This window comes from Streptomyces sp. NPDC018045, assembly GCF_044327445.1.
Classification (GTDB): domain Bacteria; phylum Actinomycetota; class Actinomycetes; order Streptomycetales; family Streptomycetaceae; genus Streptomyces.
Genome location: NZ_JBIRFL010000003.1, coordinates 620,794 through 640,036, shown reverse-complemented (window position 1 = coordinate 640,036; position 19,243 = coordinate 620,794). Strand labels below are relative to the sequence as shown.

At 72.2% G+C, this 19,243-nt stretch carries 14 protein-coding genes and 1 tRNA gene; 11 read left to right on the top strand and 4 right to left on the bottom strand.

The features are described from left to right. Positions 1-55: 55 nt before the first annotated feature. The 5 genes from ACH4EB_RS10500 (at position 56) to ACH4EB_RS10480 (ending at position 5,141) form a co-directional block, all read left to right on the top strand. A complete protein-coding gene (locus ACH4EB_RS10500; protein WP_398346981.1) occupies positions 56-994 on the top strand; it encodes a metallophosphoesterase in 939 nt (312 codons plus the stop codon). Positions 995-1,064: 70 nt separating this feature from the next. Beyond that, positions 1,065-1,880 (top strand): Pr6Pr family membrane protein, encoded by an 816-nt coding sequence (locus tag ACH4EB_RS10495; protein WP_398346980.1) that lies wholly within the window; start codon positions 1,065-1,067, stop codon positions 1,878-1,880. Positions 1,881-1,892: 12 nt separating this feature from the next. Then, positions 1,893-1,966: transfer RNA gene (locus ACH4EB_RS10490), tRNA-Pro, on the top strand. A gap of 570 nt (positions 1,967-2,536) precedes the next feature. Further along, the gene (locus ACH4EB_RS10485; protein ID WP_398346979.1) at positions 2,537-4,387 is read left to right on the top strand and encodes a DUF262 domain-containing protein; all 1,851 of its coding nucleotides are present in this window, start codon (positions 2,537-2,539) and stop codon (positions 4,385-4,387) included. A 250-nt stretch (positions 4,388-4,637) separates the two neighbouring features. Further along, on the top strand, positions 4,638-5,141 hold the full coding sequence (locus ACH4EB_RS10480; protein ID WP_398346978.1) for a hypothetical protein: 504 nt from the start codon (positions 4,638-4,640) through the stop codon (positions 5,139-5,141). Between the two features lie 65 nt (positions 5,142-5,206). Here the strand turns inward: ACH4EB_RS10480 and ACH4EB_RS10475 are convergent, their stop codons facing one another. The 3 genes from ACH4EB_RS10475 to ACH4EB_RS10465 all read right to left on the bottom strand — a co-directional run bounded on the left by ACH4EB_RS10475 (position 5,207) and on the right by ACH4EB_RS10465 (position 9,032). Continuing rightward, complete coding sequence (locus ACH4EB_RS10475; protein ID WP_398346977.1) at positions 5,207-5,809, bottom strand: hypothetical protein; 603 nt, start codon at positions 5,807-5,809, stop codon at positions 5,207-5,209. Between the two features lie 169 nt (positions 5,810-5,978). Next, positions 5,979-7,790, bottom strand: coding sequence for a cytochrome c oxidase subunit I (gene ctaD / locus ACH4EB_RS10470; protein ID WP_398346976.1), 1,812 nt, complete (start codon positions 7,788-7,790; stop codon positions 5,979-5,981). Between the two features lie 501 nt (positions 7,791-8,291). Beyond that, entirely contained in the window at positions 8,292-9,032 is a 741-nt protein-coding gene (locus ACH4EB_RS10465; protein WP_398346975.1) for a response regulator, read from the bottom strand. 463 nt (positions 9,033-9,495) lie between these two features. Here ACH4EB_RS10465 and ACH4EB_RS10460 point away from each other — a divergent pair, with 463 nt between their 5' ends. The 5 genes from ACH4EB_RS10460 to ACH4EB_RS10440 all read left to right on the top strand — a co-directional run bounded on the left by ACH4EB_RS10460 (position 9,496) and on the right by ACH4EB_RS10440 (position 16,222). Beyond that, positions 9,496-10,989: a globin domain-containing protein gene (locus tag ACH4EB_RS10460; protein ID WP_398346974.1), complete on the top strand. Its 1,494-nt coding sequence runs from the start codon at positions 9,496-9,498 to the stop codon at positions 10,987-10,989. Continuing rightward, a complete protein-coding gene (locus tag ACH4EB_RS10455; protein ID WP_398346973.1) occupies positions 10,986-12,593 on the top strand; it encodes a protoporphyrinogen/coproporphyrinogen oxidase in 1,608 nt (535 codons plus the stop codon). The genes ACH4EB_RS10460 and ACH4EB_RS10455 overlap by 4 nt, the downstream gene beginning before the upstream one ends. Before the next feature lie 570 nt (positions 12,594-13,163). Further along, a complete protein-coding gene (locus ACH4EB_RS10450; protein WP_398346972.1) occupies positions 13,164-13,559 on the top strand; it encodes a hypothetical protein in 396 nt (131 codons plus the stop codon). Between the two features lie 62 nt (positions 13,560-13,621). After that, entirely contained in the window at positions 13,622-15,001 is a 1,380-nt protein-coding gene (locus tag ACH4EB_RS10445) for a cryptochrome/photolyase family protein (RefSeq protein ID WP_398346971.1), read from the top strand. 195 nt (positions 15,002-15,196) lie between these two features. Then, the gene (locus tag ACH4EB_RS10440) at positions 15,197-16,222 is read left to right on the top strand and encodes a hypothetical protein (RefSeq protein WP_398346970.1); all 1,026 of its coding nucleotides are present in this window, start codon (positions 15,197-15,199) and stop codon (positions 16,220-16,222) included. Positions 16,223-16,270: 48 nt separating this feature from the next. Here ACH4EB_RS10440 and ACH4EB_RS10435 read toward each other — a convergent pair whose 3' ends face one another. Then, complete coding sequence (locus tag ACH4EB_RS10435) at positions 16,271-17,116, bottom strand: class I SAM-dependent methyltransferase (protein ID WP_398346969.1); 846 nt, start codon at positions 17,114-17,116, stop codon at positions 16,271-16,273. Positions 17,117-17,185: 69 nt separating this feature from the next. Between ACH4EB_RS10435 and ACH4EB_RS10430 the strand changes: the two genes are divergently transcribed. After that, a complete protein-coding gene (locus ACH4EB_RS10430) occupies positions 17,186-19,054 on the top strand; it encodes a S9 family peptidase (protein ID WP_398346968.1) in 1,869 nt (622 codons plus the stop codon). Positions 19,055-19,243 lie beyond the last annotated feature (189 nt).

Below are 19,243 nucleotides of genomic sequence, written 5' to 3'. Positions count from 1 at the left end.
CCCGCCCGGTACACCGATGGGCCTTACCCCCGCTCCCTCTGCCACGATGGGAACCATGCGCGCCCGTTACGGAGTCCCCCTGTCCATCGCCGCGGTCGGTGCGGCGGGCCTGGCCTACGCCGCCGGATTCGAAGTCCGCTCCTTCAGACTGCGCCGGGTCACCGTGCCCGTATTGCCGCCAGGGATGCGGCCGTTGCGCGTCCTCCAGGTCTCCGACATCCACATGGTCAGCGGCCAGCGCAAGAAGCAGCGCTGGCTCCAGTCGCTGGCCGGGCTGCGTCCCGACTTCGTCGTCAACACGGGCGACAACCTCTCCGACCCCGAGGGCGTCCCGGAGGTGCTGGACGCGCTCGGCCCGCTCATGGAGTTCCCGGGTGCGTACGTCTTCGGCTCCAACGACTACTACGGCCCGAAGCTGCGCAATCCTGCCCGTTACCTGATCGAGAAGTCCCAGAAGCGGCACGGCCTGAACGGCAACCCGCCCGCCGTCGGCGCCGTCCACAACCCCTGGGAAGACCTGCGCGACGCCTTCGACACAGCCGGCTGGCTCAACCTCTCCAACACCCGCGGCCGACTCAAGCTGGACGGCTCGGCCGGCGGCTTCGAGATCGCGCTGACCGGCCTGGACGACCCGCACATCAAGCGGGACCGCTACGCACGGGTCGCCGGCGGCCCGGAGCCCGACGCGGACCTCTCCCTGGCCGTCGTGCACGCCCCGTACCTGCGGACCCTGGACGCCTTCACCGCCGACGGCTACCCGCTGATCCTGGCCGGCCACACCCACGGCGGCCAGCTCTGCGTCCCCTTCTACGGCGCCCTGGTCACCAACTGCGACATCGACACGGAGCGGGTCAAGGGCCTGTCCACCCACACCGCGGGCGACCACACCTCCTTCCTCCACGTCTCCGCGGGCTGCGGCACCAACCGCTACACCCCGGTCCGCTTCGCCTGCCCCCCGGAAGCGACCCTGCTGACACTGACGGCACAGGACTGACGGACCTCCTCCCCCCCCCAATTCGCACACACGCTCCGCATCGCCCCCCACTCCCGTCTAGCGTGGGGGGATGATCGACCCGACCAGCGCACGCGTCCCCAGCTCCCGCCCTCCCCAGGCCACCTCGCACGCCTCCACCCGGTACGCCCGGGGAGCCGCGGCCGCCTCGGCCCAGACCCCGGCCTCCGCGGTCGTGCCCCCGGTCCGCCGTCCGCTGGCCGCCGCCTTCCGCCTGCTGATCGCGCTGGCCGCGCTGACCGGCCTCGTCCTGGACATCGCGATCACCCCGGACCTGGGCCGCCTCTTCAGCTACTTCACGGTTCAGACGAACATCGCCGTCGCCGTCTTCTTCGCCTGGTCCGCCTACCGCGCCTGGTCCGCCCGCCCCCCGATCTCCACCCGGATCAGCGGCGGCGTCCTCCTCTACATAGCCATCACCGGTCTCGTCTTCCACCTGGTCCTCACCAACGGCTCCAGTAGCTTCTCGATGACCGGCACCCCGGAACACGACACCGTTCGCACCATCTCCACCCACCTCCTGCACACCGTCACCCCCATCGGCGCCGCCCTCGACTGGCTCCTGCTCACCGCCCCCCGCGGCTTCCGCTGGCGCTACGCCGGCCAGTGGCTGGCCTACCCCTTCCTCTACCTCCCCTTCGCCCTCATCCGCGGCGCCCTCCTCGCCCCCGGCACCGAGGGCCGCTACCCGTACCCCTTCCTCGACGTCGACCTCCACGGCTACGCCGGCATCGCCCTGAACACCCTCATCTTCGGCTCCGCCTTCTACGCCCTCGCCCTGATCCTCATCGCGATCGACCAGGTCAGGCCCCAACCACGACGCCCGGAGAACCGGATTTCACCTATGGGGATCGGTCCGCTAAAGTAGAGTTCGTTGCTTCGGGGTGTGGCGCAGCTTGGCAGCGCGCTTCGTTCGGGACGAAGAGGTCGTGGGTTCAAATCCCGCCACCCCGACTGAAGGAACACCAGGTCAGGGGCCTGATCCGCGAGAGCGGGTCGGGCCCCTGACTCGTTTCCGCTCCTATTGGGGAGCCGCCTGGGTGCCAAACCCGAAGCACGCCTCCCGGCGGGCTTTCAGCGATATCTCTCGTGATCGCCCACAGAGATCTCGGGCCATGCGATCCAGTGATCCAGGGCACATCGCCAATCGGGCCAACAGGTGGCCCCCGCTGTCATGTGAGTCACACCAGCCCGTCGCTCTGGTCCGTGCCCACGGATTCCGGTGTCCGGTCCATCCGCGGTACGCGTCAGGTGTCGCGTGGGTCACCCGACGGTCGCCGCGTGCGGAGCGGAAAAATCCGATCGGGCGAGCACGCGCGGACTTGGAGGGGCCGAGGTGGCGGGCGGCAATGGGGCGGGAAGTAGCGACCCGGATCACGGTCTCCCGACCGGAACAGCGCAGGGACACTCGGTGGCCACCCGCCAACGCATCGTGGTTTGCCGCCGGTTGGCGGAAAAGAGCGATCGACTGTGGCGGAGATCGCTACGGTAATAGCCTCAGCGCGAGGGAGGGGGCCCCGATCCATGAGAGCCGACACGGTCGACCTGCGACGGATCTTCGGCAGGGACGTGCGATACACGGTGCCGCTGTTCCAGAGGCCGTACGTGTGGAATCGGGACGACAACTGGTCGGCCCTGTGGGAGGACATCCGCCGCACCGTCGAGCGAGCCGAGCAGGCGGCACCGTCGGAGGAGACGGTGACACCACACTTTCTCGGAGCGGTCGTCTTCGACAACATTTCCTATCCTTCGTCAAGCCTGGAGACACGCCAGGTCATCGACGGCCAGCAGCGCCTGACAACGCTGCAGTTGTTTCTGTTCGCGGCCCGGCTGTCAGCGGCGGCTCTCCACCACGAGCGCTCCGTGCGACTGTTGAGCAAGTTCCTGGAGAACGACGAGGACCTGTTCGACCGCGCCCAGCATCCCGACCATCTCTACAAGGTCTGGCCGACCAACGCGGACCGTGACGAATTCCGTGCCGTCATGGCCGGCCAGGGAGGTGGAGGACGGCTCGCCGAAGCCGTCGCCTACTTTCAGCAGGAGATCGACGCATGGCTGGCAGAGGGCGCCGAGCCGCGCGAGCGGCTGGGGATGCTGGTGCAGGCGCTGCGGGAACAGTTACGTCTGGTCATCATCGACTTGGAAGAGCACGACGACGCGCAGGTCGTCTTCGAAACGCTGAACAGCCGCGGTACACCGCTGGAGCACGCGGACCTGATCAAGAATTTGCTCTTCCGCAACGCGGAACGTGCCGGCGCGGACGTCGACCGGCTCTACAAGACGTACTGGGCGCCCTTCGACCAGGACGAATGGCGCACGGAACAGACAACCGGCCGCATTACGCGAAGCCGCCTGGACGTCTTTCTGACGTACTGGCTCACGATGCGCACACAGCGTGAGTTCACCGCCTCCACCCTGTTCAAGGAGTTCGAGCGCTGGCTGCTCGCGTCCCCCGGCCCTACGGAGGACGTCTTTGCCGAGCTGACGCGCTACGCCGAGATCTATGACTTCATCGACGACCATCCGCTGCACGGCGTCGAGGGCCGGTTCCTGTATCGGATGAAAGTCCTTCAGACCTCCACCCCGATGCCCCTGCTTCTCTTCCTCTACGGCCTGGACGAGTCGGTGCTGCCACTGGAGCGTCGGCGGCGGGCCATCCGCGCCATGGACAGTTACCTCGTTCGGCGAACGATCCTGAATCTCAGCAACCGCGACTACAACAACGTATTCCGTGACCTGGTGGCGGCCGCGGCCCGGCATCCCGAAAACGCGGACGAAGCCGTCATCAAGGCCCTCGCGGCCATGCAGGGACACCACCGTCACTGGCCAAGCGATCACGAGTTCCGTGCTTCGCTGGAACAGGACCCGATTTACTCCCGCCTGTACCGCCGCGGCGTACGTATCCTCCTGGAAGCGCTGGAGGACGAGCTGCGTACCGACCACACCGAACAGCTCACCGTCCCCGTCGGCGAGCAGGCCGGTGCGAAGTTGACCATCGAGCACGTCATGCCGCAGAGCTGGCGCGACAACTGGCCGCCCCTTGAGAACGATCCGTCCGACGGGTCCGACCGCGACGAACTGGTCCACACACTCGGAAACCTGACCCTGGTCACCGCCCGCCTGAACCCGACTCTGGGCAACATGGCCTGGGAGGCCAAGCGTCAGTGGCTGAGCAAGCACAGCCTGCTACGCCTCACCCACGGCACCCTGCTCAGCGCTCCCCCGAACGCCGGCATCGGCGACTGGGCGGCCACCTGGGACGAGCATCGAATCCGCACTCGGGGCGCATATCTCGCCACACTGGCCCTGGGTATCTGGCCGCACGCCGAGGATCTGAGCGTCGGCCCGTTGCCCTCCGGGCATGACGACGCGTGAGACTCCCGGTCAGTCCGGCGACACGCTCCCTTAACGCCCTGACCACGAGGCACGTCACCCCGCCGGCATCGAGTTCCTGTGCGGGACCTGTCGGATGGGGCGTAGGGCCGCTTCGGGACACCCGGCAGATGATCAGGGCGCGAGCGGGCTTCTGGGGCTGCCCGGGAGCGTACGCAGAGCCCGCCCCGGCCCCTGCGAGTATTGCTTCTCCCGCTCCAGTCCGGACCGGGGTGAAACGGGAGGGCGTGCGATGGAACCGCGAAGTGCTGCCGCGGCGGGACGGGACTTCCCCTACACCGCACGGACCACCTGCTACATCGAGATCCACAGGGACGGCCGTGTCACCCACGGCACAGACCGGGCGACGTACGAGAGGGCCGTGGCCGGCGAGTCCAGGTTGTACGCGGTGTGGCCCGGGGAGTGGTCCAGCCACCTGTTCGCGATCGACGATCTGGACGAGTACGCCAAGGCCCACGGCATCAAGCACGATGTGCAGCGGACAGGGCCGGCCGAGCATGTGCACCAGGTCCGGTGGGCCGAGTCGAGCGGCGAGCAGAATCCTCGCAGCCCGTACGTCGGTATCGAGGTCTCACTGGCCTGCGGGTGCGAGATCCAGAGCCTCGACGTGTTCGCCGCGCAGATGCGAGAGCAGAAGGGCTGGGCTGTGGCCACCTCGGTCGGGTGGGGCAGCAGCAGCGGACCCGAGGGCACCACGTACTCCCTCCGGGTCCGCCGCAAGAGCCTGACCGCCTGAACGGCCACGGTCAGGCCGTCACGCTCTGGCCCCGCCCTGCTGGGGACGTACGGCTACCCGGGACCTCAGAACGGGTGGTGGGGTTGCTGCCGTGCGGGATTGGGGTTGGTGCGGCGGATGGTTTGGGGGCGGGCGCTTGCCAGGGCCAGGGCCAGGGAGGCTGCGGAGATACCGATGGCGGTCATGGTCGCGGTGATGGCGCTCTGCCGGGTCAGGCTCTCCGCCGTCAGCAGGACGGTGGTGGCGATGACGGAGGCGACAATGTTACCGGGTAAGAGGTAGAGGAGAAAGGCCAGTTGGGCGCGGTTCGGGTTGTGAGGCGGGGCGGGTGAGAGGGCGTCGGGGTGGCCCTGGTGGAGGGTTGACCAGCGCTGGGTCTCCTCGTGCTGTTCGCGGGAGCGTTGCAGGCGGGAGACGGCCAGGAGGGCCGCGGCCGTCAGCAGTCCGGCGGCCGTGACGGCGCCGAGCACGGGCCACGGGGCCGGGGTCAGCAGGAGGGCGGCGACGAGCGCGGGGGTGCACCAGAAGGTGACGCAGGACGCGGCGGTGATGCGGTGCGAGTACGGCCGGTCGGCGCCGGCGCGCAGGGCCGCGGCCGCGGGGAGGTACCAGACGCAGCCGGCGGCGAAGAGCGCGGTGGCGCCGAGGGCGAGGGTGGCGTGGGACACGGGGTTCCTCCCTCGGGGAGAAGTGGGTGATGGGGAGAAGTGGGTGGCGGGGAGAAGTGGGTGGAGCTTGAGGGAGAGGACTCGTGGCCGGGTCCTCCCGGGTGGTCTGGTCAGCGGTAGGCCCACGGCTGCGTCGGCGGCGGGCCTTCGCGGCCGTGGGCCGGGGGTGTCAGGTGCGGGGGGATTCCAGGGCGGCGACTTCCGGGTGGTGGAGGTCGAAGGCCGGGGATTCGCTGCGGATGCGCGGCAGTGAGGTGAAGTTGTGGCGGGGCGGCGGGCAGGAGGTGGCCCATTCCAGGGAGCGGCTGTAGCCCCAGGGGTCATGGACGGTGACCTTCTTGCCGTATTTGGCGGTCTTCCAGACGTTGTAGAAGAAGGGCAGGAAGGACAGGCCGAGCAGGAACGAGCCGATGGAGGAGAGGGTGTTGAGGGTGGTGAATCCGTCGGCGGCGAGATAGTCCGCGTACCGCCTGGGCATTCCTGCCGCGCCCAGCCAGTGCTGGACGAGGAAGGTGAGGTTGAAGCCGACGGTGAGGGTCCAGAAGGTGATTTTGCCGAGGCGTTCGTCGAGCATCTTTCCGGTGAACTTGGGCCACCAGAAATGGAATCCGGCGAACATCGCGTACACCACCGTGCCGAAGAGCGTGTAGTGGAAGTGCGCGACGACGAAATAGGTGTCGGAGACGTGGAAGTCCATCGGCGGGGAGGCCAGGATGACGCCGGTCAGGCCGCCGAAGACGAAGGTGACGAGGAAGCCGGTGGCCCAGAGCATCGGGGCCTCGAAGGAGAGGGAACCCTTCCACATGGTGCCGATCCAGTTGAAGAACTTCACTCCGGTCGGTACGGCGATGAGGAAGGTCATGAAGGCGAAGAAGGGCAGGAGCACCCCTCCGGTCACGTACATGTGGTGGGCCCAGACCGTGACGGAAAGACCGGCGATGGAAATGGTCGCGGCGATGAGACCGATGTAGCCGAACATCGGTTTCCGGGAGAAGACCGGGATGACTTCGGAGACGATGCCGAAGAACGGCAGTGCGAGTACGTACACCTCGGGGTGCCCGAAGAACCAGAAAAGGTGCTGCCACAGCAGCGCGCCGCCGTTGGCCGCGTCGAAGATGTGCGAACCGAATTTGCGGTCCATTTCGAGGGCGAACAGCGCCGCGGCCAGTACGGGGAAGACCATCAGGATCAGCAGCGCGGTCAGCAGCACGTTCCACGTGAAGATCGGCATCCGGAACATCGTCATGCCGGGGGCGCGCATGCAGATGATGGTGGTGATGAAGTTGACGGCGCCCAGGATCGAGCCGAATCCGGAGAGCGCCACGCCCATGATCCACATGTCGGCGCCGACGCCGGGCGAGTGCACGGCGTCCGACAGCGGCGCGTACGCGAACCAGCCGAAGTCGGCGGCGCCCTGCGGGGTGAGGAAGCCGGCCGCAGCGATCAGCGAACCGAACAGGAACAGCCAGTAGGCGAGCATGTTCAGTCGCGGGAAGGCCACGTCCGGAGCGCCGATCTGAAGCGGCATCAGCCAGTTCGCGAAGCCGGTGAACAGCGGCATGGCGAAGAGGAGCAGCATCACCGAGCCGTGCATCGTGAACGCCTGGTTGAACTGCTCGTTCGACATGATCTGGGTGCCGGGACGGGCGAGTTCGGCCCGCATCAGCAGCGCCATCAGGCCGCCCACCAGGAAGAAGACGAAGGCGGTGACGAGGTAGAGCGTCCCGATCTTCTTGTGGTCGGTGGTGGTCAGCCACTCCACCGGGATGCGCCGCCGGACCGGGCGGGGGCCGAGCACGGCGGGCGGCGGTTCGGCGGCGGAGGTGGACGACGGGCCGGTGCCGGTTCCGTTCGCGTCGGCCGCGCCCTCGTGCCCGTCCGGATTCCGATGGGTGTCCGGGCCGGTGGCGGGCCCGGCCGGGGCGCCGGTTCCTGCCCGCGCTCCGGGGTCTGACTGCGTACGTGTATCCGATCCGTCCACCGGGCTGTGTCCTTCACCTCTGGCGCATGACTTCGACTGGCCGGGAAGAGCCTCAGCAACGGGGGAGAGACCGGCTCTTCCCGGCCTCACCAGGGTCGTTCGCGACGCAGCCGCCGCCATAGGGCCGGGCGGGCCGGGCCGCTCGCCGACGGTCCCTGTTCGAAGCCGCCTACCGGCCCCGGAACCGGCAGCGGAACCGGAACGGGAAGCGGAAGCATTACCGGCGACGGAGCCGGCGGCGGAGCACGGTGCCGTTCGGCACGTAGGAACCGCCGGGAGGGGGATGCCGTCCGACACACGCGCGCCCGTCAGGTGGTAATGCCGTCCGACACGCGAGCACCCAACCAGGTGAGCTGTGCCGGTCAGCACATCAGGCGCCCCCAGGTGGACGAGCACCGCCACCGCAACCCGTCGAGGTACGGCCCCAGGGGCGCGCCACTCCGCCCCGCCCATGGCCACCCCGGGCCCCCAGCCCCCGGATTACCACCGGCCACCGACCCCCTACCACCCACCCCGCCGCTGCTCCTGCTGCCCCCGTATCCGCCCCGCGATCACCGCGGCCTGCACCCGTCGGCCGACGCCCAGCTTGGACAGGATCGTGGAGATGCGGTTCTTGACCGTCTTCTCCGCGAGGAAGAGCCGGTCCGCGATCTCCCGGTTGGTCAGGCCCTCGCCGATCAGTTCCAGGATCTCGCGCTCCCGGGGCGCCAGCCGGTCCAGTTCGGACTGCGGGGACGCCTCGGGCTGGTGCGGGGCGCGCAGCCGTGCCATCACGCGGGACGCCGTGCGCGGGTCCAGCATCGATTTTCCGGCCGCCACCGTCCGTACGGCGTTGACCAGGTCCGACCCGTTGATCTGCTTGAGGACGTACCCCGCCGCGCCCGCCATGATGGCGTCGAAGAGGGCCTCGTCGTCGTCGAAGGAGGTCAGCATCAGGCAGGCCAGTTCGGGCATGCGGGCGCGCAGTTCGCGGCACACCTCGATGCCCTCGTGGTCGCCGCCCGACGGCTCGCCCCGCTCCCCCAGCCGTACGTCGAGCACCGCCACCTGCGGGCGCACGGCGGGCACCCGGGCCAGCGCCTCGGGGCCGCTGGACGCCTCCCCCACGACCTCGATGCCGTCCTCCGCGTCGAGGAGGTCACGCACGCCCCGGCGGACCACCTCGTGGTCGTCGAGGATGAAGACGCGCAGGGGCGGTGCGTCCGGTGCGGCGGGGCCGGTGGGTCCGGTGTGCTGGTTCATTCGGCTCTCGATCTGTCGGCCGGGCGGGCAGGTGTACCGGTCCGTGGTGCGGCGGTCGGGCAGAGCGGTCCGGTCGGCGGCCGCCCGACTCCGGTGCCCAGGCCGCCGCCTGACACCCGGTTTTCCGCGCGCGTCGGGGACGCGCGCGAGCGGTGCGCGGTGCGCGCAAAGGGGTTCGAGGGCATCACACACCCGGGCGCGGACCGGCGGCGAGGGCCGAAAGTCCCGGGGGAATAGGGCCGTTTGGGCATCTTTGCCTGGTGCCATACTGACGCGCCCCATCCCCTTCAGGAGGTCCGCTCATGCCACGCCTCGCGTCGTACGCCCTCACGGTCAGAGCGCTCCGAGCCGTTCCGGCCCTCCCGGTATTCCCCCTCGTCCCGTCCTGCCCGGGCTCCGCGGCCCGCCCGGCCCCGCGGGCCGCCGTCGCCGGTGCCGCCGCCACGCACCCGGTCGTCCGTTCATGAGTACCGGCAACGACGATTACCACGCCCTGCTCGCCCGGCACGAGGCCATGCGGCTGCGCCGCAGCATCCTCTCGCCGCGTCCCGAGCGCGAGGACGCCGCCCAGGGCCGCCCGGTCTACGGCGGTCCGTCCGGCGGCTCCGCGATCCCGTCCGGGAACGTGTCCGGGTCCGCGGGAGCGTACGCGGCGGCGTCGGGCTCCGACGCCTACGACGGTGCCGCCGACCAGCGGGTGATCACCGAGTACCTGGAACTCGTGACGCCCTTCGGCGAGCTGATCACCCATCTCTACGACGCGATGTTCCGGCGGTGGCCCTACCTGCGGTCGCTCTTCCCGGAGTCCATGGAGTTCCAGCGCGCCCATCTGGCGCGCGCCTTCTGGTACTTGATCGAGAACCTGCACCGGCCGGACGACGTCGCGGAGGTCTTCGGGCGGCTCGGCCGCGACCACCGCAAGCTCGGGGTGCGTCCGGTGCACTTCGAGGCGTTCGAGGCGGCGCTGTGCGAGGCGCTGCGCCGTACGGCGGGGCCGCGCTGGGCCGAGGCGGTGGAGCAGGCGTGGGTGCGGATGCTGCGGTTCGCCGTCGCCGCCATGGTCAGCGGCGCCGAGGCGGCGCTGACCGAACCGCCGTACTGGCAGGCCACGGTGACCGCGCACGAGCGCCGGCGCCCGGATCTCGCCGTGCTGCGGGTGCGGCCGCACGGGCCGTACCCGTACCGGGCGGGGCAGTTCGCGGCGCTGGAGTCGCCGCGGCTGCCGCAGGCGTGGCGGCAGTACTCGATCGCCTGCGCGCCCCGGACCGACGGCGAGCTGGAGTTCCACGTACGGCAGACCTGCACGGGCGGGGTGAGCGAGGCCCTGGTGGCGCACACCCGGGCCGGTGACACACTGCGGGTCGGCCCGCCGCGCGGGTCGATGACGCTGGACGACGAGCTGGCGAGCGACCTGGTCCTGGTGGCGGCCGACACCGGCTGGGCGCCGGTGAAGGCGCTCCTGGAGGAGCTGTCCACGCGCCGCGGCCACCGCAGCGTACGGCTGTTCCTCGGTGCGCACAGCTTCGCCGACCTGTACGACGCGGGGGCGCCGTCGGAGCTGGAGCGAGGGCGGCCCTGGCTGCGCGTGACGCCGGTGATCGGGCGGCGGCCGGAGACCGGCGGCGCCTTCGAGGCGGACGCGTACGGTTACGACGCGCTGGCCGAGGCGGTGGCCGACGCCGTGGCGCAGCACGGCGACTGGTCGGGCCACCTCGCGTACGTCAGCGGGCCGACGGCGGTGGTCGGTACGACCGTGTCGCGGCTGACTGCCGCGGGGGTGCCGCCGCAGGACATCCGCCACGATCCGCTCTCCGACATCCTGCGCCCGCCGTCCCGCCCCGGGGCCGCGGCCGGTGATCCGGCGGCGGGCGGGCCCACCGTGGTGTCCCGGTCCCGGGGTGCCGGAGACGGCCGGTCGACGACCGCGCGTACCTCGTTCGAAGGAGCCGACTCATGAGCGTGCCGACGACCGTGCCCGCCGTACGTACCGGCTCCCCCACGGGGCCGGGCCCCGGGCGAGGGCCCGCGACCGGTCCGGCCGCCGCGTCCGGCGGCCCCGCCGTGTCCGGCCCGGTGCTCGCGCGGCACATCGTCGTCATCGGCGGCGGCATCGCCGGGCTCGCCGCCGCCCACCGGCTCACCGGCGCCGGCCTGCGGGTGACACTGCTGGAGTCCACCGGCCGGCTCGGCGGCAAGCTGCGCTCGGGCGACATCGCCGGGACACCGGTCGATCTCGGCGCCGAGGCCCTGCGGGTGCCCCGGCCGGAAGCGGTCGACCTGGCGCGGGAGGTCGGTCTCGGTGACCGGCTGCGGGTCCCGGCCACGACGGACGCCGCACTGTGGAGGCGGGGCGCGCTGCGGCCGATCCCGAGCTGCCGCGGGCGGGACGTCCTCGGCCGGGCCCGCACGGCCGACACGTACGAGGTGTCCCTGCGCGCCGCCGTACCGCAGCTCTTCGAGGCGGCGCGGCACGACGGCGCGCTGCTCACCGGCGTACGGAAGGTGCGGCGGCGGACGGCCGAGCAGCAGCGGCGCCTCGCCGAGGAGCGGCAGGCGGCGGAGCGGCGGCGGCTCGTGGAGGAACGGCGGATCGCCGAGCAGCGGCGCCTGGCCGACCGGCCGGGGACCAGCGGCAGGCCGGGAGCCGCGGGCCGGCCGCGCACCGGGCCGCTCGTGCCCCGTCCGCGCTCCGGGTTCACCCGGCCGGGGCCGGGCGCGGGCTGCGATCCGTGGTCCGCGGGTCCGTCCTCCGGTGCGCCCGGCCGTGCCCGCACGGTCCCGGACCTGTCCCGCGGCGGCCCCGACTATCTGGGCCTGGACGGGGGCGCGGGCACCCTGGCGGGCGCCGTGGCCGATGCCGTACGCGCCGCCGGCGGCGAGATCCTGCGCAACACCCCGGCCCTGGCGCTGACCCGTGGCCCGTACGGCTGGGAGGTACGCACCGCCGCCCGCACCCTGCTGTGCGACGGTCTGGTCCTGGCCACGCCGGCCTGGACGGCGGCCACCCTGCTCGCCGCCGAGGCGCCGTTCGCGGCGGCCGAACTGTCCGAGGTCGCCTACGCGTCGATGGCCCTCGTCACGATGGCGTTCCGGCGCTCGCACCTGGAGGGGCTGACGGCGTTCGACGGGCGGTGCGGCTTCCTGGTGCCACTCGGGGACGGGCACACCATCAAGGCGTCCACGTTCCTGACCGGCAAGTGGGACTGGCTGTCGGAGCGGGCCAAGGACCTGTTCGTGCTGCGGACGTCCATCGGCCGCTACGGCCAGGAGGACGTCCTCTACCTGGACGACGCCGACCTGGTGAGCGCCGCGCTGCGTGACCTGGGCGAGGCCACCGGGCTGACCGCGCGGCCGGTGGCGACCGATGTGACCCGGTGGATCGGCGGGCTGCCGCACTACGCGGTCGGGCACCCGGCGCGCGTGACGCGGGTCCGCAACGGGCTGTCCGCGCTGCCGGGGCTGCGGCTGTGCGGCGCGGCGTACGACGGGGTGGGCGTCGCCGACTGCGTGGCGAGCGGGCAGCGCGCGGCCGACGAGATCATCGCGGCGGCCGCGCGCTGAGGGCGTCGGCCGGGGAGGGGGCCGGGGTCCGAGGGCGCCGGCCAGGGAGCACCTGTGGCGGGGCCGGCCGGTGGCGGGGCCGGCCGGGAAGCCGGGCAAAGCCTCGGCCGGGGGCCGGCAAGGAGTCGGCCGGGTTCCGGCGGCGCGTACGCGCACACTGCGGCGCGTGGGTACGCGCCACCGGCGCTCGCGCCAGGGATCACGCTCCCGTACGGCCGGGACGCGCCATGAGCCGACGCCTCTCCCGCCCCCGGCGCCGCGCCTGATCCGCCATCACCTTCCGCCCCGAACGCATCGAGGACACCCTGATCACCCTAATCACCCTGATCACCTGGACGACGAGTACCACCTCATCCGTCCGCTGACCCGGCGCGGATGGCCGGGGCATCTTCGTCCACCTCGTCCCGGACCGGGCCGGCAGCGACCTGGAGGCCGCCCGGCACGGCCTGCGCAAGGTCGAGTCCGAGCTGGACGTCTGAGGTACCGGCGGTCCACCGGGCGCGTTGTGCCGCCGGAGGGCGGCGGAAGCGGAAGAGTGGGTACGGACAGGTCCGGCAGAGGAGGCGCACGATGCACGTGGGACTGCTGCGCACGGTGGGTGCGATGACAGCGGTGTACGGCCTGGCGGTCACCGCACGGCCCGCCCTGCTGGCCCGGCCCTCCGGTCTCACGGACGCGGACGGCCGGACGCCCTCCGCCACCCGCACCTCACTGCGCCCGCTGGCCTGGCGCGACGCGGCCTGCGGCCTGGCACTGGCCCTGGCACCGGCGGGCCCGGCGCTGCGCACCGCCGCCTGCCTGCGGATCGCGGCGGACCTCGGCGACGCGGCGCTGCTCGGCGTGACCCTGCCGGGGCGGGCCCGGCGGCGGGCGGCGGTGGCCGTCTCCCTGGGGTGGGGCGCGCTGTCGGCCGCGGGGGTGCTGTGGCCGGCGTCCGGTGCGCGCGGCCGGGGTACGTGCGCGTAGCGCCGTACGCCCCGACCGCGCCACTCCCCCACCTCCTCCCCACGAAGCCCGGAGCGACCCGCGTGAGTGCTGCCTCGATCGCCCTGTTCACCTCCGACCTGCGGGTCCACGACAACCCGGTCCTGCACGCCGCCGCGCAGGGCACGGGCGGCGTCGTGCCGCTGTTCGTGCTCGACGACGGCGTACGGGCGGCGGGCTTCGACGTGCCCAACCGGCGTGCCTTCCTGGCCGATTGCCTGGCGGACCTGGACGACGCGCTGCGCGCACGCGGGGGCCGGCTCGTCATCCGTTCGGGAGACGTCGTCGAGCGGACCGCCGAGGCCGCCGCCGAGGCGGGCGCGCGCGACGTGCATGTGGCCGGCGGGGTCAGCGGGTACGCGCACCGCCGTGAGGAGCGGCTGCGGCGGGTGCTGGAGGCCGACGGGCGGCGGCTGCACGTGCACGACGCGGTGATCACCGCCCTCGCGCCGGGCGAGGTCACCCCGGCCGGCCGGGACCATTTCGCGGTCTTCACGCCGTACTTCCGGCGCTGGCAGGCCGCACGCCACCGGGACGTGCTGCGGGCGCCCCGGCGGGTGCGGGTGCCCGAGGCGGTCGGCTCCGGGCCCGTACCGCGGCGGCATGCGGTGTCCGGGGTGTCGCCGGGGCTGGCGACGGGCGGTGAGGTGGCAGGCCGCCGCCGGGTGACGGCCTGGCTGGGCAGCCCGCTGCGCCACTACGCGCAGGGGCAGGACGACCTCGCCGGGGACGCGACGTCCCGGCTCTCCCCGCATCTGCACTTCGGCACGCTGTCCGCCGTCGAACTGGTCGGCCGGGCCCGTGAGGCGGGCGGTGACGGTGCCGAGGCGTTCGTACGGCAGTTGGCCTGGCGGGACTTCCACCACCAGGTCCTCGCGGCCCGCCCGGCCGCGGCACACGCCGACTACCGGACGCGGCACGACCTGTGGCGCCGCGACGAGCAGGAGGCCGAGGCGTGGCGCACCGGCCGCACCGGCTACCCGATCGTGGACGCGGCGATGCGGCAGCTCGTCCACGAGGGGTGGATGCACAACCGCGCACGGCTGCTGACGGCCTCCTTCCTGACCAAGACGCTGTATCTGGACTGGCGCCTGGGCGCGGCGCACTTCCTGTCGCTCCTGGTCGACGGCGACCTGGCCAACAACCAGCTCAACTGGCAGTGGGCGGCGGGCACCGGCACCGACACGCGCCCCAACCGGGTCCTCAACCCCCTGGCGCAGGCGAAGCGTTTCGACGCGGACGGCTCCTACGTACGGCGCTGGGTGCCGGAGCTGGCGGACGTGCCGGGGCTGGAAGGGGGCGCGGTCCACCAGCCGTGGAAGCTGCGGCCCGCCGCGGCGCGGGCGGCGCTGGCCTACCCGGAGCCGCTGATCGACCTGGGCGACGGCCTGGCACGGTTCAAGCAGGCCCGCGGCCTGGACTGAGCGCAGGGCGCGGCGCCCGGTGTGGCCGGGGGGCGGCGGCCCCTCGTCCGGCGCGCGCGGGTGCCGCCGATGTCGCTCTTGGCCGGGTATGGCGGGTGGTTCCGGTCAATCGGGCGGGCCGTGTTCTCGGGCGCGGTCGCGGTGGCTGGCCTGTGCGCCGACCTGCTCCACTCGTACGCACGAAAGAGAGCAATCATGGTCGACATCCCCACCACCCCCGGCATGGCCTGGGACGACGTCACGTCCCTGCACGGGCAGATCGTCGGCAACCCCTCCGTCGCCCCGAACGCCGACGGCCGGCTCCAGGTGTTCGCCCGCGGCAAGAACGAGCAGGCACTGTGGACCATCTGGCAGAAGCGCGACGGCGGCTGGAGCGACTGGGAGAATCTGGGCGGGTCGCTGGGCAGCGAGCCCAACGCCGTCCGCGGCGTGGACGGCCGGATCTCCGTCTTCTACAAGGGCTCCGACGGTCATCTGCACCACGTGCGGCAGGGCGCCGTCAACGTCGGCTTCAGCCCGGACAACGTCCTGGTGCGCAACATCGGCGGCGACCCGGTCCCGGCCGTGAACGCCGACGGCCGCCTGGACGTGTTCTTCCGCGGCACGGACACCCAGCTCTGGCACGTCCACCAGCAGAACGTCGACTACGAGAGCTGGGTGGCACCGTCCAGCCTGTCCGGCGGCGTGCAGGGCAACCCGGCGGTCGCGCGGGCCGGCGACGGCAAGCTGGAGGTCTTCCACCACAGCACCAACGGCAACCTCTACGACAACCAGCAGAAGGTCCCCGGCTCCAGCGACTCCTGGAGCGGGCACTTCGAGCTGGTACGCAACATCGGCGGCGGCGTCGAGGCCGGTCTCGACTCCGACCAGCGCATCCAGGTGTTCTTCCGCGGTACCGACACCCAGCTCTGGCACATCCAGCAGAAGGCCGGCTACGACTCCTGGACCTCCGCGTCCAGCCTGGCCGGCGGCGTCCAGGGCACCCCCGCACTGGCGCGCGCGGCCGACGGGCGGCTGGTCGTCTTCCACCACAGCACCAACGGCCACATGTACGCGGCCGAGGAATCGAAGATCAACGGCGTGGACTGGAGCGGCCACTTCGAAGTCGTACGCAACGTCGGCGGGGACCCGGTGGTCGCCACCAACCGGGACGGCCGGCTGGAGCTGTTCTTCCGCGGCACCGACGAGGCGCTGTGGCACCGGACGCAGAAGTTCGTGTGAGCCCACGGGGCCGGCCGGCCCGGGTACGGCCGGTCGGTCCCCCGCGCCTCAGGGCCGCGTCGCCTTGAGCGAGTACATGAGCGGGACGCGGGGGCGGTCGGCGGGCAGCCGGTAGTAGCCGTCGTCCCCGCGTTCCAGCGAGCCGAAGCGCTGGAACATCGTCATGTCGTGCTCGTGCAGGAACTCCAGGCGCAGGCCCGTCGCGGCCAGCGCCGAGACCACGTCGCCGAGGGTGTGCTGCCACTCGACGCGCCGGTTGTGGACCGTGGGGGCCGCGAAGTCCGTGTACGTACCCGGGCTCTCGTCCACCCAGGCGTCCCGGCTGAAGTAGTCGTGCACGACGCGCGAGGCGCTCTCGTCGTCCAGGGCGTCGGTCAGCGGGTGGAACTCGGCGAGGTAGAGGAAGCCGCCGGGGGCGACGAGGGAGGCGGCGGTCTCGGCCCAGCGGCGGATGTCCGGGAGCCAGCAGAGCGCTCCGAGTCCGGTGTAGACGATGTCGTACGCCGCGGGGGCCGCCGCACAGGCGGCGACGGCTTCGGCGGCGTCGTACACGTCGGCGGCGAGGAAGGTGGCGCGGTCGGCGCCGATGCCGACCTCGGCGGCCAGGTCGCGGGCCGCCTCGACCGCGGGCTCGGAGAAGTCCAGGCCGACGACGCGGGAGGCGCCGCGGTGGGCCCAGGACAGGGTGTCCTGGCCGATGTGGCACTGCAGGTGCAGGAGCGTTTTTCCGGTGACGTCCCCGACCTCCGCCACCTCGAAGTCACGGATGACGTCGCGGCTGCGGCGGAATCCGTCCTGGTCGTAGAAGTCGCTGGCGAGGTGGATGGGAACCCGCTCGTCCCACATGGCACGGTTGGCGGAACGCCAGTCCTCAGGTCCCTTGTGTGTCAGCATCCGGCGAAGTTATCCACAGGCTGGGGGCCGTGTCAGCGGATTTTTTCCGGGCCTGCGCAGAATGGGGCCATGACTGACGAGACGACCAACACCACCACTGACGGTTCCGGGGCGGGCGCCCCGGAGGCGGCCGGTTCTCCCGGAGCCGCGCCGGACTGGGAGAAGCGCTTCCGGGCACCGCGGGTCGGCCTGCCCGAGTGGGCCGAGGACGCCCCGGACCGCTCGCTGTTCGTCTCCAACGCCACCGGCACCTTCGAGCTGTACGCCTGGGACCGGGCGACCGGCGAGCAGCGTCAGGCCACGGACCGGCCGAACGGCACGACGGACGGCACCCTGACGCCGGACGGCGAGTGGATCTGGTGGTTCGCGGACACCGACGGGGACGAGTTCGGCATCTGGCAGCGGCAGCCGTTCGGCGGTGGCCCGGACGAGCCGGCCGCGCCGGGCCTGGAGCCCTCGTACCCGGCGGGCCTGGCCCTCGGCCGGGACGGCACGGCGGTGATCGGCCGCTCCACGGACGAGGACGGCACCACCCTCCATGTCGTACGGCCCGGGCAGCCCCCCGTGGAGATCTACCGGCACCGCGAGTCGGCGGGCGTGGGCGCGCTGTCGCACGACGGTTCGCTGATCGCCGTCGAGCACACCGAGCACGGTGACGCGATGCACTCCGCGATCCGGGTGCTGCGCCCGGACGGCTCGACGGTCGCCGAGCTGGACGACACCAAGGGCGGCACCGAGGAGCTGGGCCTGTCGGTGATGGGCTTCGCGCCGGTGGACGGAGACTCCCGGTTGCTGGTCGGGCACCAGCGGCGGGGCCGCTGGGAGCCGATGATCTGGGACCCGCTGTCGGGCGAGGAGAGCGCCCTGGACATCGACCTGCCGGGCGACGTGGCCGCCGACTGGTATCCGGACGGCGCGGCCCTGCTGGTGGAGCACGAGTTCCGGGCCCGCGCCGAGCTGTGGCGCTATGAGCCGCTGACGCGGACGCTCACCCGCGTCGAGACGCCTGCCGGGACGGTCGCCGGGGCGACGGCGCGGCCGGACGGGTCGGTGGAGTTCCTCTGGTCGTCGGCCGCGCAGCCGCCGGAGGTGCGCTCGACGAGCGGGCGGGTCGTCCTCGACCCGCCCGGGATGAAGGCGCCGGGCTCGGTGCCGGTGACCGACGCGTGGGTGGAGGGCCCCGGCGGCACGGTCCACGCGCTGGTGCAGCGGCCCGCCGGCGATGGCCCGTTCCCGACGGTCTTCGAGATCCACGGCGGCCCGACGTGGCACGACAGCGACGCTTTCGCGTCCGCGCCGGCCGCATGGGTGGACCACGGCTTCGCCGTGGTGCGGGTGAACTACCGCGGCTCGACGGGTTACGGCCGGGAGTGGACGGACGCCCTCAAACACCGCGTCGGGCTGATCGAGCTGGAGGACATCGCGGCGGTGCGGGAGTGGGCCGTCTCCTCCGGGCTGGCCGATCCGGAGCGGCTGGTGCTCTCCGGCGGCTCGTGGGGCGGCTATCTGACGCTGCTCGGGCTGGGTACCCAGCCCGAGGCGTGGGCGCTGGGTCTGGCGGCGGTCCCGGTGGCGGACTACGTCACCGCGTACCACGACGAGATGGAGGCCCTGAAGGCGATGGACCGCACGCTGCTGGGCGGGACGCCGGAGGAGGTGCCGGAGCGCTTCGAGGCATCGTCGCCGCTGACGTACGTGGACGCGGTGCGCGCGCCGGTCTACATCTCCGCCGGGGTCAACGACCCACGCTGCCCCATCCGCCAGGTGGAGAACTATGTCGACCGCCTCAAGGAGCGCGGCCACCCGCACGAGGTGTACCGCTACGACGCCGGCCACGGCTCGCTGGTCGTCGAGGAGCGCATCAAGCAGGTCCGCCTGGAACTGGACTTCACGCGCCGGTACCTGGGGCTGGGCGGGGGTGGGGGTATCAAGGAGTAGACGCTTGGGGGTGAGGGGGTGGGTGGGCGGGGGGAAGGGGCCCCAGAGCGTCAGGTGAGCGACCCGGCCCCGGCCTCACGCCTCCGGGCCCGGCCCCGGGCTGCGCCCTTCACCCCGGCGCCCACGCCCCGGGGCTGGGGCGCGGGACCGGGGCCCAGCCCCGGCTCCCGGCCCTACCCGCCGGCCCTC